We start from the raw sequence: 14,113 nt of genomic DNA, 5'->3' as shown, positions 1-14,113 counted from the left end.
CATTTGAAATGCTTATTCTTGATTGTTTTTTTGATCTTAGGCATTTTGCGCAGGGTTCGTCACGTGTTTTTACTTAGAAAATCTTCTAGCCTCAGAATTCCTCCCGGTTAAAACTTGAAGGACATTTTCAACGGTCACCTGGCTCACTCGGATATTCGCCTGTTGCGTGACGCCTGCGATATGCGGCGTCAGAATGAGATTTGGACATGTTTTGAAGATGGCCGCTGCGTTCGCGTCGAGTGGCTCATCTGAGAAAACGTCGAGGGTTGCACCTGCCAGTTGGCCTTGCTTCAAGGCAGAGGCGAGAGCAGGCTCATCAACGATTCCGCCCCGTGCCGTGTTGATCAGAAGCGCACCGGTCTTCATCCTCGCGAGCGCGTCTGCTCCGAGCAATCCCGCCGTGGATTGTGTGAGCGGGACGTGCAGGGAAAGGATGTCTGAAATTGCGAGAAGTTCATCCAGATCGCAAGAGTGCACATTTGCCCGGGCCGGATCCGCTTCGGGCAGAATAGGGTCGAAAGCGGCGATTTTCATGCCAAGCGCACGTGCGGCCTGCGAGACCGCCTGTGCAATCGCTCCAAACCCCAGAAGGCCGAGGGTGAGCCCGTGAATTTCGCTGCCGGTGCCAAGTGTGCTCCGTGGCCAATCACCGGTCAGAATATCGGGGCTTGATGAAAAGACACCCCGCCTCAGAACCAGCATAGTTCCGATGACATACTCCACGACCGACTGTGTGTTGGCCCCTGTCGCGGGTTTGACGCTGACGTCTTTCTCCGCGCAAGCTTCAAGGTCGATATTCTCCAATCCGACCCCCAGGCGGCCAACGACGCGAAGGTCTGGTGCAGCGCTCAGGAGAGCCAGATCAACCTGTGTTCGATTGCGCACAATCAACGCATCTGCTTGTGCAAGCTCCTTGTGCAGGCGTTCGGTATCGTCAACCAATGTCGGATCATAACAAACGTCAAATTCCGGGCCGAATGCTTCAAGAGATGGCTCGTGCATGAACTCTGATATGACGACTTTTTCTGCCAACTAAACCCCTCCCTCGAGTACTAGCAACCGCGTGGTATGCGCCGATCCTGCCGACCAAGGACAACCATAGCAAGGTAGGCTGATGTCCCGGCTGCAGTCTACATCGGCGAGGCACTTAAGCGCCTACGCGCATTTCGGCTTGTCGAAAGCGTGTTTCAGCCGGACTGTTCTGCGATCAAGTCCCGGCCCATTTGCTGAAACAGATCCAGGTAGTCCAGCAACACCCAGTTTTCCATGATCTTTCCATCGGCACAGCGGTAGAAATCCATGACGCGAAGGGTGAGGGACTTGCCGGAAGCCGCTTCCCCCAGATAATCGCCTGCATGCGTCATCGTCATGGAAGGCCACCCGCTGACTGCTGCATAGTTGCCATTGCCGATCCGGCAATAGTGATCGCCACCCACCCGGTCTGGAAAAGCGGTCAGGAAAGACGCGCGATGGTCTTTTTCGAAGCCGCTCCAACGGTAATTGGAACCGATGCCGCCAGGCCCGTACCAGAGCATGTCGTCATGCCAGTAACCGTCATCGCCGGTCTGGCCCTTTGATGTGAAGGTTTTTGGGTCGAACGCCTTGAGATCAGCCAGCATTGCCTCGCAAAGATCAAGTGTCTTTTCCCCGTCAGCCTGTTCAGTTGGCAAAACACCGTCGTGAGTGGCCGGACCGGGAAACAGCATCTCCGTGCCAAGCATTTTCGGTAGAGGCAAGCCACCCGATTGACGCATCAGGTCCAGGAGGTCGATGATTATCTTGGCTTCCGAAATCCGTCCGTCGGGTTCCACGCGGTAAAACTCTCCTGCACGCAGAAAAGCAAGATGACCTGATGGTTTGACGCCGAAAAGCGGCTCTTCGAAATTTCCGACATAGTGCGCTACGCTCGCCAGCCAGTGCCCTCCGGGCGTACGCCTGTTCGGGCCTCCGATGAAGATTTCGTCGCGGCGGCGAACGTCTTTCAGTGCGTTTGCCAGCGGATCGAAGAAACCGGCAATAACGGCATCGCGGCCTTGAAGGCGATTGACCGGATAGGCGACGTCAAAGACAACATCCTCTGCCAGATGACGGTCAAACAGGTCTTTTGCCTGAGAAGCTGAGACTGTGTGAACCTCACTCAGAAATTGATGCGGGGTTTTCCGAAAATCGGGCATTTCCAAACCTTTAAGATGAAGAGCTGAACGTGTCTTGATATCATTTTTGCATTCGTATGCAAAAAATCATTGCCAAAGAATGATAAGTGTGTCTACTTATTTTGCATAGGAATGCAAAATGAGCTTGCGGACGGTTCGGGAGGGGCGCTGTGGCTGAGATTCAGCTTAAAAACGTGTCAAAACGTTGGGGTGCCTTTGTCGGCGTCGACAACTTCAACTTGACGATCGCAGATCGTGAATTCCTCGTACTTCTGGGACCCTCCGGATGCGGCAAGACCACAACGATGCGCATGATCGCAGGTCTTGAGGACGCCACGGACGGCGAGATTGCCATTGGTGACCGGGTGGTCAACAATCTCGAGCCCAAGGACAGAGATATCGCCATGGTCTTCCAGTCCTATGGCCTCTATCCGAACATGAATGTGTATGACAACATTCGCTTTCCGCTGAAGGTGCGCAAGGTCGACCCCTCGACCCATGATGAAAGGGTCATGCGCGCTGCCGACATGGTTGAACTTCGCGAGTTTTTGCACCGAAAGCCTGCGGAACTGTCAGGTGGTCAGCGTCAGCGCGTTGCGCTTGCCCGCGCCATTGTGCGCGAGCCGAACGTATTCCTCATGGACGAGCCGCTCTCCAACCTTGATGCGAAGTTGCGCGTCTCCACACGGGCGCAGATCAAGAACCTGCAGCACGAGCTTCAGGTCACTACGATCTATGTGACACACGATCAGATCGAAGCAATGACGCTTGCTGATCGTGTTGTTGTGATGCAGCGCGGTATCATCCAGCAGGTCGGGACTCCAACCGATATCTATGACAAGCCGGCCAACACATTCGTTGCGGGCTTTATCGGTTCCCCAGCTATGAACCTTATGAACGGCACCCTAAAGGGCGGCACATTTACCGGCGAGCATGTCGAAATTGCCGGATTGAGCGGCCCGGACGGACCGGTGACCCTCGGATTTCGTGCCGAAGATGCAGCCGTTGCTCAGTCCAGTGCCGAAGCGGAGATCAATGCACCGGTCTACACGATGGAGCTTCTCGGCGATGCCACGATGATCACGGTCAAGGCGGGAGGCGCACTGGTCTCCGTGAAGGCGAGCAAAGACTATCGAATAGAGATTGATGAGACCGTCGGTCTGCATATCCCGCCAGAGATCTGTCACCTATTTCATCACGAGACAGGCGCGCGTCTCGACGCCTAAAGCCTGTCCATACCCGGCATAGCCGGTTTCCAGAGATGCGTCATAGACGCAAGGAATAGCAGGAGGACAAACATGCTTGTAAAAAGACTATTGTTGGCAGGTGCCATGTCGGTAATGGCGACCGCAGCATACGCTGAGTGCGGCGTCGAAAACGGCCGTGTCAGCATCATCGGCAACGAATTTCCGGCAATTCAAACCGTTGGGGCGGGCGCTCAGGAATGCGCTTCGGACACGGTTGAAGTCAAATCGAACCTCACGGCTGACCATCAGAAGCTCAATGTTGCTGGCATGAGCGGAGATCCGGCCGAATACACCACAGCGATCATCGCCAACTCCTCCATCGTTGCCTTGATGAACGAGGATCTGATCCGTCCGCTGGATGATCTTGTGGCCAAGCATGGCGATGGCTTGAGCAAGAACCAGCTGATCACAATTGATGGCAAGGTCATGGCGGTTGCTTTCATGGCCAACGCGCAACACCTGGTTTACCGAAAGGACATCCTGGAGGAGCTTGGGGTCGAGCCGCCGAAAACCTATGAGGACATGCTCGGCATCGCGCAGATGATCCGCGACAAGGGCATCATGGAAAATCCAGTTGGCGGTGCCTATGCTGCGGGCTGGAACCTTGCGCAGGAATTCAACAACATGTTCCTGGGCTTTGGCGGTGAGTTCTTCAAGCCGGGTACTGCAGAGCCGAACGTCAATTCCGAAGCCGGTATCAAGGCTCTGGAAATGATGAAAGCGCTCAGCGAATACATGAATCCGGATTTTCTGACCCACGATTCAAACGCCACAAATGCCGAGTACCGCGCCGGCAATGTTGCGTTGATGAACATGTGGGGATCGCGTGCAGCCACTTTGACAACGGCTGACGGTGTGCCTCAGGACGTCGTTGACGGGTTTGCCATTTCCGGTCCGATGACCGTGGGCGGTGGTTCAACACCTGCTTCGACACTTTGGTGGGACGGCTGGACCGTTGCAAAGAACATTTCCGACGAAGATGCGGAAGCGACTTTCGTTGCAATGAAAAATGCGATCGATCCGTCCATTCTCAAAGACGACGATGTTGCGATCCAGGCCGTCTGGCTGATCGACGGTTATGAGCCGACACCGGCAGCAACTGGCGTCTTCGATGCTGCCAACAAGGGCACGATCCCATATCCGACATTTCCTTACATGGGGCTGATGCACACAGCGCTTGGTGCTGAGTTGACAGATTTCATGCAGGGCAAGGAAAGCGCTGAACAGGCGCTCAAGGATGTGGAAGCCGCTTATACAGCTGCTGCCAAGGAAAAGGGCTTCCTTTAATCGGAACCGCCCGGAGTGCGCCCAACTGGACGCACTCCATTTTCTCCAATCAACCAGATGATCGGGCAACGGTATGAAACACAGGACCTTCTTTTGGTTTTTTCTACCGACAGCACTCGCAATGCTGATCTTCATTGCGGCGCCTATAGGGTCGGTCGTGATCCAGTCGCTGTTCGTACCTCATGAGGCCGTGCTGGTTGAAACGGAAAACTGCGGCCCCTTTGGCTGTACCAAAAGCGTGGTGATCGACCAGGAGGCGACGGCGCAATTGCGTGAGGCCGAACCGCTTGGCCGATTTGCCGGACTTGGGATCTATCTGGACCGAGGACACCTGGCAGTTGCTGAAGTGAGCGAGGCCTGGACCACAAGCCAGAGCATCGGTGAGTTCTTCAGTGATGTCGGCGACCTTCCCTTCTATAGGGCAATGGCTTTCACGCTGGCTTACACGTTTGTCGTGACACCGGCGCTCATAGCCCTCGGATTTGTGATCGCGCTTGCAGTAAACTCGCTGAACCGAAGAATACGCGGTTTCGTTATTTTCTTCTCGCTTCTGCCGATGATCGTGACCCCGCTGATCGGGTCACTGACCCTTTATTGGATGATCGACAGCCGCGGCATCATAGGTGAATTCATTCAATATGTTGCGGGCAGTCCGGACCTGTCGCTGAAGGCCTCGACACCATTGATGTGGATCGCCCTGATGGTGTACGGCATTTGGCATTCGGCACCTTTTGCTTTCGTTGTTTTTTACGCCGGATTGCAAACCGTGCCGCAGGACACGCTGGAAAGCGCGCAGATTGATGGCGCAACACGCTGGCAGCAGACCAGATATGTTGTGCTCCCGCATCTGACGCCGCTCGTGACCTTTGTGGCTCTTATCCAGCTCATGGACAATTTCCGCGTGTTTGAGCCGATCATCGGTTTCAATGCCTCCGCTCATGCAACGTCGCTGTCTTGGATCATTTTCAACGATCTGAGCGGAGAGACCAATCAGCTGTCAGCGGCTGCGACCACATCCGTTCTGACGATTATCGGGGTGGCCATTTTGCTGTCGCCGGTTCTTGTGCGCACTTGGCGCGACTTCAAAGGGAAGGCTTGAGCCATGAGTTCATCTGCCAGGCAGGCACCGGTTTCCCTGAAGGTTGCCTCGACCTTGTTCATCGTATTCTGGCTTCTGCTAGCTGCGTTTCCGTTCTTCTGGACGCTATGGGGGTCGTTCAAGGTCGAACTCGACTTCTTTTCAATTGCCGATTGGACCAATGCGATCACAGGCAAGCTGACGGAAGAAACGCACGGGTCGGCTTTTACCGGGGCAGGGTACTACGGTGCCTGGGTGCAGGAAGAGTTTTGGCGCGCTGCGCTGAATACAGGCATTGTCTGCCTCTTTGTTGTCGTCACCTCGTTGACGATTGGCACGCTTGGTGGATACGCGCTCAGCCGCTCCAACTACAATTATGTCTTCTGGCTCCTCATTGCCGCGCTGATTTTCCGCGCCATGCCTCAAATCACGCTGGTTTCCGGGTATTTGCCGCCGTTCTTTGCCTGGAACCTTTGGGGGTACCTGCCGACGGCGATCATCGTGCTTGTGGCGATAAACCAGCCGTTCACCTTGTGGATGCTGCACTCGTTCTTCAAGAAGATCCCGATCGATCTCGACGAAAGCGCCAAAGTTGACGGATGCACCCAGTTTCAGGCCTTTCGCTATGTCATCATTCCGGTGATGTGGCCCGGTGTCATCACGACCGGTTTGTTCAGCTTCCTGCTCGCCTACAATGATTTTGCCGTCACCACGATGCTGCTGAACGAGCAGAACCGGACCATGGTGCCGAAAATCGCGGCGTTTCTCGGAACGACCTACACCGAAGGTAACGTCATGTTTGCAGTCGCGGCTGTCGTGTCGGCCACAGCACCGTTGTTCCTGCTCGTGATGCTGTTCCAGCGCCAGATTGTCTCCGGACTGACCGCCGGTGCGGTGAAAGGCTGATCGGTGAACCAGGTGTCTCCCATACCGGTGAATAAGGCTGCCCTGAAGACGTATGTGGACGCCTACCGGTTGGAACGTGCCGGTGGCACAGCGGCCGCAGCGCGCCGCTTTTTCGCCGGTGACGCGGTTATCAATCTTGTGCATCCCTTTGATGCGATTATCGGTCCGGACAGCTATATCGACCAGTTCCTGGAGCCACTTACTCAAGCTTTGAGCGGACTTGGGCGGTCAGACTATATCGCCTTTGGCGGCAGCTTTGAGGAGGCAAGCTGGGTCACTTCGACAGGTTACTATTTTGGGAATTTCACATCGCCCTGGCTTGGCATCAGGCCCACAGGAACGCTGGCGTATCTCCGCTTTGGCGAGTTCCACCGAATGGAAGAAGGGCGCGCTGTCGAGAGCTACATCTATCTCGATATTCCCGAGCTGATGATTGCGGCCAGTCAGTGGCCAATTGCCGTTTCACCAGGCGCGACCCGCGGCTATACGGGGTATTTGCCTGGTCCGGTGACCCAGGACGGTCTGCAGTGGCACCACAATGATCCGGCGGTAAGCGCGGTCTCCCTGAAGATGGTCACACACATGCTGCGCAAGCTCGCGACCAAGGACGAACAGTGGCGCCCGTACTGGCATGAAAACATGCTCTGGTATGGACCCGCCGCCTTTGGCAGTTTTGCGGGACTGGAGAGCTTCGCCGGGTTCCAGGTGCCATTCGAAAACACATTCAGCGAGTGGATCGGAGGAGCCGTTGAAGGCAGCCGTACCCGGCATTTCACGCGATTTGGTGACGGTAATTATGTCTGTTCAGGCGGATGGCCATCGCTGAATGCGGTTCAGGCGAAGCCGTTTTTGGGGCAACCGTCCAAAGGGGATCGTCTCTATATGCGCGTGTGCGACTGGTGGCGACGTGAGGGAGACAAGTTGATGGAGAACTGGGTCTTTGTCGATGTGCCACATGTGCTTTTGCAAATGGGTTTTGATGTTTTTGACGAAATGAACAGAGGCCGAACATGAAGGGATCTCGTCCAGAACAGGCTGTTTTGAGCCGTGATACGGATATGAGCAAAACCGATGAGACGAAACGTGTCATCGAGACAATGGTCGATGGCCTCAATGACCACCGGATCGCCGACATTGGAGAATTCTTTTCTGAAGGGTTCCGTTGGCTCGGCAACACCGGCTGCGGCACGAAAACCGGACTCAAGGAATTTCAGGACAATTGGCAAAAGCCTTTTCAGGCGGCCTTTTCGGAAAAGATTTGCGTTGATGAAGCGCGTCTTTACATGGGCGAGTGGGCGGCTGCATTCGGGAGGCAGGAAGCGACACATTCAGGTGCGTTCATGGGCATCGAGCCGACCGGCAAAAGGATCCAAATCCGCTACATGGACTTCTGGAAAGTCGTTGATGGCAAGATTGTCGACAACTGGGTCATGGTGGATTTTCCGCATGTCCTGGCTCAGCTCGGAAGAGACGTCTTCAACGGGGAAGGGTGGGAGGCCTTCGACCGTGGCGACCGTCAACCTCCTGTTCCTGACAAGGCGGCCTAGCCGGGCCGCGAACCACTTCCAGAGCAATCTGAATAAGCATCTTGATTGTTCTGCATACGTATGCAAATTGAGAAATGACAACCTTGCGTAAAGGGCAGGAGGCCGGAACAAGACCTTCGCCGGCGCTTTGAAAGGGAAGAAACATGGCGATTGAATATCTCAAGCGTGGCAAGCCGGAAGCCGAACGGTCTGAGGATGACGCCAAGGTTCGTTCCATCGTCGAGGGAACGCTGCACGAGATCGAGACACGCGGCGATGCTGCCGTGCGCGAGCTCTCAGAAAAGTTCGACAATTACGCACCGCAGTCCTTCCGCCTGTCGCCGTCCGAAATTGAAGCCCTGATGAACAAGGTGTCGCCGCGTGACATGGCCGACATCAAGTTTGCGCAGGAGCAGGTGCGGAAATTTGCGCAGGCGCAACGCGAATCCATGCTCGACATCGAGGTGGAAACCTTGCCCGGTGTCATTCTCGGTCACAAAAACATCCCGGTTCAGTCGGTCGGCTGTTATGTGCCTGGTGGCAAGTTCCCGATGGTCGCTTCAGCGCATATGTCCGTCGCAACGGCATCCGTGGCGAAAGTACCGCGTATCGTTGCCGCAACGCCGCCTTTTAAAGGTGCGCCGAACCCCGCGGTTATCGCGGCCATGCATCTGGGTGGTGCACACGAGATTTACGTGCTCGGCGGTATTCAGGCAGTCGGCGCAATGGCGATCGGGACAGAGACCATAGACCCTGTACATATGCTGGTCGGTCCTGGAAACGCATTTGTTGCTGAAGCCAAGCGACAGCTGTTTGGGCGCGTCGGGATCGATCTCTTTGCAGGGCCGACGGAAACCATGGTCATTGCGGATGAAACGGTTGACGCTGAAATGTGCGCGACAGACCTTCTTGGGCAGGCAGAACATGGCTATAACTCTCCAGCCGTCCTCGTCACGAATTCCCGCAAGCTTGCATCCGGGACATTGACGGAAATCGACCGTCTCCTGGGCATTTTGCCGACAGCCGAGACTGCTTCGAAATCCTGGGAAGACTATGGCGAAGTCATTCTGTGTGACAGCTATGATGAGATGTTGGCTGTCGCCGACGATATTGCGTCTGAACATGTGCAGGTGATGACGGACAGGGACGATTGGTTCCTTGAAAACATGACTTGCTACGGTGCGCTGTTCCTGGGCGCTCGAACCAATGTTGCCAATGGTGACAAGGTCATCGGTACGAATCATACGCTGCCGACAAAGAAGGCCGGCCGCTACACAGGCGGCCTCTGGGTTGGGAAATTCCTGAAGACGCACTCTTACCAAAAAGTGCTGACAGACGAGGCCGCAGCTGAAATCGGCGCTTATTGTTCCCGTCTCTGCATGCTTGAGGGTTTCGTCGGCCATGCCGAACAGGCCAATATCCGGGTGCGCCGCTATGGAGGTGGCAATGTACCTTATGGAGAAGCAGCAGAATGATAAAAGTCCATGGACGTCTGACATCCGCCAATGTTCAGCCCGTCGTCTGGTGCCTGGAAGAACTGGGCATATCTTATGAACGTCTTGATGTCGGTGGGCCGTTCGGCGGCAATGACACGGCGGAATTTCTTGCAATGAATCCGCTGGGTCTGGTGCCCGTGTTGGAAGACGATGGTCAGACCCTCTCAGAGGCCATGACCATATTGCGTTACCTCATGCGCAAATATGGCGATCATCCCTCTGATCCGATGGCTGCTGCTCAGATCGAGCGCTGGGCAGACATGTCGAGGCAGCACATCTATGTCCCGCTTATCCCGACCATTTTCATACAATTTGTGCGCACCACGGTCGAAGACCGGAACGTAGCCGCAATTGCTGCGGCAGAGGCAACACTTAAACAAGCCATGACCATTGTCGAACAGTTGATAAAGGGTCCCTATATCGGCGGCGACACGCTTAACCTTGCCGACTTTCAGATTGGCGGTCTGCTGTACCGATACTATGAGCTGGAGTTTGATCGCGCGGATCTGCCGGGGCTCAAAGCATATTACGACCGACTGTGTGAACGCCCAGCCTTTCAGAAGAATGTCATGATCGATTTCTGGCCGATGAAGGTGCCAGGCGCATGATGCTGGACAGGCATACGCAGCACAAGCAACGCATCGCCTCCTTGCGCGAAGCGATGTACGATTTTGAGGAGGTGAGTGTCCGCAAGGCGCTCACCGACCTTTGTGCTCCGGATGCCGTGTTTCGTCTTTGCCATCCAATTGGCGAAACGACGGGAAGCGACGCTTTTTATGACAAGGCCTATGCTGCCTTGTTCAAGGCCATACCTGACCTGGAGCGCCGCGATACCATCGTGATGGCCGGGCCGACACCTGAGGGCAATGACTGGGTCGGATGCGGTGGGTATTACACCGGTTCTTTTTTGAGCCCCTGGCTCGATATCCCGGCGACCAGACACCAGGTCGCCATGCGTTTTCACGAGTTTTTCCGTTTTGCCGACGGCAAGGTGGTCGAGTTTCAGGCTCTTTGGGACATACCGGAGGTCATGATGCAGGCCAACGCCTGGCCTATGGCACCGAGTCTAGGCAGGGAGTGGCAAGTTCCGGGACCTGCCACTGCCGATGGCATTGTGCCAGGACCTTACGACGCAAGCGCCGGCGAGGTCACTTGTCAGCACATTATCGATATGCTCACTTACATGAAGCGGCACCCTTCGCAAGGTGGCCCTGAAGTTATGGAAATGCCGAGATTCTGGCACCCTCGGATGAGCTGGTACGGCCCGTCCGGTATCGGGACCGGACGCGGCATCGAGGGCTTCCGCAAATGGCACCAGATCCCATTCCTCAACGGTATGCCGGACCGAGGAAAATACGTGGATCAGGTCCAGTATCACTTCTTTGGCGATAGAAATTATGCCGCCGTGACCGGTTGGCCGAACATGATCCAGACCGTTTCGCACGACGGCTGGATGGGAATTGCGCCTTCCGGCAAGAAAATCACCATGCGCAGCCTGGATTTTTGGAGACTTGAGAACGGACTGATCCGTGAAAACTGGGTGCTGGTCGATCTGCTGGACGCCTATGCGCAGCTCGATGTTGACGTTTTCCATCGTCTTCGGGAATTCAACAAGGCCCGTGCGGGCTTTGACCCAGACACCGGAGTGGCCCTTAAATGATCGAGCTTCCTTCCACCCCAAGTTTTTCTCTTGCTGGAAAACGTGTCCTTGTTACAGGCGCTTCATCCGGTATCGGGCTGGCTTGTGCCACAGCATTGGCGGAAGCTGGTGGCGAGGTTGTCCTGGCTGCCCGACGCGAGGAAAAGCTCAAAGAGGCCGTCGAAGCGCTCAATGGACGAGGCTGGAATGCATCTGCTTTGCAGCTCGATATTGCCGATGTGCTGGAGGTGCAGGTGAGCGTGGAAAGGCACGGGCCGTTTGACGTACTTGTAAACAGTGCAGGCCTTGCTCGGCACACTCCGGCGACACAAACCACGCCTGAAGATTTTGACGCGGTGATGAATGTCAATCTGAGGGGCGCTTATTTCATCACACAGTGTGTCGCCAAGGGCCTGATCGAAGCGGGGAGACCCGGTTCCCTGATCAACATGTCATCTCAGATGGCGCATGTCGGTGGCATAGATCGCGCAGTCTATTGTGCATCGAAATTTGCCGTCGAAGGCTTCACCAAGGCAATGGCCCTGGAATTCGGGCCCAAGCAGGTGCGGGTCAACACCATTTGCCCAACCTTCATCCGAACACCCTTCACCGAACAGACCTTCGACAATCCCGAGCGTGTCAAATGGATCGAACAAAAGATCAAGTTGGGACGCACTGGCGTTGTGGAAGACATCATGGGCGCGGTGCTTTACCTGGCAAGTGATGCATCGTCCCTCGTGACCGGAACGTCCATGCTGATCGACGGAGGTTGGACGGCAGATTGATGGGCAGCGAAAAAGTCACCTCAGTTGAAGTTGCGCGGCATGCCGGTGTCAGCCAGTCGGCGGTCAGCCGCGTTTTCACGCCAGGTGCCTCCGTGTCTCCGAAAATGGCAGACAAAGTCCTGAAAGCGGCTGAGGAGCTTGGATATCGGCCAAATGTTCTCGCCCGCTCACTGATCACGGGGCGCTCTCGCATCATCGGCCTCGTTGTGGCCTATCTGGAAAACCAGTTTTACCCGGATGCTTTGGAAAAGCTTTCAAATGCCCTTCAGGCACACGGGTACCACATTCTTGTTTTCATGGTGTCGAATGATGATGCCGGCATCGACAAGGTGATGGGTGAACTGCTCGACTACCAGGTCGACGGCATCATCACCGCTTCGGTCGGCATGTCGAACGAGCTTGCTTCTCGCTGCTCGAGCGCCGGTGTGCCAGTGGTGCTATTCAACCGTGGGCAGGATGACGAGCGCCTCAATCAGGTGACCTCCAACAATTTCGAAGGTGGCCGAAAGATTGCTGAATTCCTGGTGGCCGGCGGTCACAAACGCATCGCGCATATTGCCGGATGGGCTGGATCTTCAACAGGGCGGGACCGTGAAGCAGGTTTCCGGGCGGGGCTGGCAGCAGCAGGTCAGGACCTGGTGGCCTGTGTTGACGGAATGTACAGGCGTGAGACGGCGGCCGCTGCAGCACTAGACATGTTCAAGGGCGAGGACCGCCCTGACGCGGTTTTTGTCGGCAACGATCATATGGCTTTCGCCGTCATGGACGTTTTGCGGTTTGAGTTGAAACTGGATGTTCCAGGCGATGTTTCGGTCGTCGGCTACGATGACGTGCCTCTTTCTTCCTGGCCCGCGTACGACCTGACAACGTTGCGCCAACCTTCCAACCGGATGGTGGAAGCGACGGTTTCCACGCTGCTTGGCTGGATCGAGGAAGGCAGCAAGGACGTTCAGAAAATCAAGATTGATGGGCCGCTCATGATCCGCGGGTCCGCACGTATACCGGAAGGATGGCCGAATGAAAGGCTTTGACCCGCGCTGGAAGGATTTTCCCGATTATATCATCGGGATCACCCGGGAAATCTGGGAAGAGCGAAAGATTGCCACGCTTCATCACTACTATTCCGACGACATCGTAGTTCGTTCGCCAGGGTCTGTCGTTGTTGGCAACCAGGACGTTATCGGGGCGACAATGGCAACACTTGCCGAGTTTCCTGATCGCACGCTTCTGGGAGAAGATGTCATTTGGTCCGGTTCGCCTGAAGAAGGCATGCTGTCGTCTCACCGGATCATTTCTACAGCGACCCATCTCGGCGACGGTGTCTACGGCAAGGCAAGCGGCAAGAAACTCCGGTACCGGATCATCGCCGACTGTCACGCGATCAACAATCAGATCAATGACGAGTGGCTGATCCGAGATCAGGGCGCAATCGTGCGCCAGATGGGCTGGGAACCGGCAGACTATGCGAGAGACCTTATTGCGCGTGAAGGCGGCCCTGAGGATTGTGTGCCTCCATTCACGCCGTCCATTGACCAGCCAGGCCCTTACAAGGGCAAAGGCAATGACAATGAGTGGGGCGCCAAGTACGCGGATATTCTCACACGGATCATGAATGCCGATATGGCAGCCATAGAAGCTGAATATGATCGAGCCTGCCAGCTTGCCTATCCTGGTGGGGCTGCTGGTTGTTCCTGGGGTGATGCAGACCGGTTCTGGATGGGGCTGCGTGCAAGCTTTCCGTCAGCAGAATTCAATATCGAGCACCAGATTGGGCGCGATGACCCATTGATGCCACCGCGTGCGGCACTTCGTTGGTCGCTCCAGGGCACACATGACGGCAGGGGTGCCTTTGGACAGCCGTCCGGTGCCGAGGTCCATGTGATGGGCGCTGCCCATGCCGAGTTCGGCCCATGGGGCCTGCGCCGTGAATACGTACTTTTTGATGAAACGGCGGTCTGGAAACAGATTGTCCTGAAAACAGGCTGACCGCCAGCCA

Annotated in this window: 14 protein-coding genes; 12 read left to right on the top strand and 2 right to left on the bottom strand. The window is 55.7% G+C overall.

What is annotated here, in order from left to right:
• Nucleotides 1-69 precede the first annotated feature (69 nt).
• Together K1718_RS19540 and K1718_RS19535 are read right to left on the bottom strand one after the other, a co-directional pair.
• Complete coding sequence (locus K1718_RS19540) at nt 70-1,002, bottom strand: hydroxyacid dehydrogenase (RefSeq protein ID WP_285806085.1); 933 nt, start codon at nt 1,000-1,002, stop codon at nt 70-72.
• A gap of 185 nt (nt 1,003-1,187) precedes the next feature.
• Entirely contained in the window at nt 1,188-2,174 is a 987-nt protein-coding gene (locus tag K1718_RS19535; RefSeq protein ID WP_265681139.1) for a nuclear transport factor 2 family protein, read from the bottom strand.
• A gap of 149 nt (nt 2,175-2,323) precedes the next feature.
• Between K1718_RS19535 and K1718_RS19530 the strand changes: the two genes are divergently transcribed.
• The 12 genes from K1718_RS19530 (at nt 2,324) to K1718_RS19475 (ending at nt 14,103) form a co-directional block, all read left to right on the top strand.
• The gene (locus tag K1718_RS19530) at nt 2,324-3,379 is read left to right on the top strand and encodes an ABC transporter ATP-binding protein (RefSeq protein WP_152502551.1); all 1,056 of its coding nucleotides are present in this window, start codon (nt 2,324-2,326) and stop codon (nt 3,377-3,379) included.
• A gap of 72 nt (nt 3,380-3,451) precedes the next feature.
• Entirely contained in the window at nt 3,452-4,687 is a 1,236-nt protein-coding gene (locus tag K1718_RS19525) for an ABC transporter substrate-binding protein (protein WP_152502550.1), read from the top strand.
• Between the two features lie 73 nt (nt 4,688-4,760).
• Nucleotides 4,761-5,786: a carbohydrate ABC transporter permease gene (locus K1718_RS19520; RefSeq protein WP_152502549.1), complete on the top strand. Its 1,026-nt coding sequence runs from the start codon at nt 4,761-4,763 to the stop codon at nt 5,784-5,786.
• A 3-nt stretch (nt 5,787-5,789) separates the two neighbouring features.
• Complete coding sequence (locus K1718_RS19515; protein WP_152502548.1) at nt 5,790-6,671, top strand: carbohydrate ABC transporter permease; 882 nt, start codon at nt 5,790-5,792, stop codon at nt 6,669-6,671.
• Nucleotides 6,672-6,683: 12 nt separating this feature from the next.
• Entirely contained in the window at nt 6,684-7,685 is a 1,002-nt protein-coding gene (locus K1718_RS19510; RefSeq protein WP_265681140.1) for a hypothetical protein, read from the top strand.
• Complete coding sequence (locus K1718_RS19505; protein ID WP_265681141.1) at nt 7,682-8,218, top strand: ester cyclase; 537 nt, start codon at nt 7,682-7,684, stop codon at nt 8,216-8,218. The genes K1718_RS19510 and K1718_RS19505 overlap by 4 nt, the downstream gene beginning before the upstream one ends.
• A gap of 143 nt (nt 8,219-8,361) precedes the next feature.
• On the top strand, nt 8,362-9,672 hold the full coding sequence (gene hisD, locus K1718_RS19500) for a histidinol dehydrogenase (protein WP_265681142.1): 1,311 nt from the start codon (nt 8,362-8,364) through the stop codon (nt 9,670-9,672).
• The gene (locus K1718_RS19495; protein WP_152502544.1) at nt 9,669-10,301 is read left to right on the top strand and encodes a glutathione S-transferase family protein; all 633 of its coding nucleotides are present in this window, start codon (nt 9,669-9,671) and stop codon (nt 10,299-10,301) included. Before hisD ends, K1718_RS19495 begins: the two co-directional genes overlap by 4 nt.
• On the top strand, nt 10,298-11,353 hold the full coding sequence (locus tag K1718_RS19490; RefSeq protein ID WP_265681143.1) for an ester cyclase: 1,056 nt from the start codon (nt 10,298-10,300) through the stop codon (nt 11,351-11,353). The genes K1718_RS19495 and K1718_RS19490 overlap by 4 nt, the downstream gene beginning before the upstream one ends.
• Nucleotides 11,350-12,117: an SDR family NAD(P)-dependent oxidoreductase gene (locus tag K1718_RS19485; RefSeq protein ID WP_265681144.1), complete on the top strand. Its 768-nt coding sequence runs from the start codon at nt 11,350-11,352 to the stop codon at nt 12,115-12,117. The genes K1718_RS19490 and K1718_RS19485 overlap by 4 nt, the downstream gene beginning before the upstream one ends.
• On the top strand, nt 12,117-13,148 hold the full coding sequence (locus K1718_RS19480) for a LacI family DNA-binding transcriptional regulator (RefSeq protein ID WP_265681145.1): 1,032 nt from the start codon (nt 12,117-12,119) through the stop codon (nt 13,146-13,148). Before K1718_RS19485 ends, K1718_RS19480 begins: the two co-directional genes overlap by 1 nt.
• A complete protein-coding gene (locus K1718_RS19475; RefSeq protein WP_265681146.1) occupies nt 13,135-14,103 on the top strand; it encodes a nuclear transport factor 2 family protein in 969 nt (322 codons plus the stop codon). Before K1718_RS19480 ends, K1718_RS19475 begins: the two co-directional genes overlap by 14 nt.
• Nucleotides 14,104-14,113: the final 10 nt, after the last annotated feature.

The organism is Roseibium porphyridii (assembly GCF_026191725.2).
GTDB classification, from domain to species: domain Bacteria; phylum Pseudomonadota; class Alphaproteobacteria; order Rhizobiales; family Stappiaceae; genus Roseibium; species Roseibium porphyridii.
Note: the sequence above shows the minus strand (reverse complement) of the source record. Positions and strands in the feature narration are given on the sequence as shown.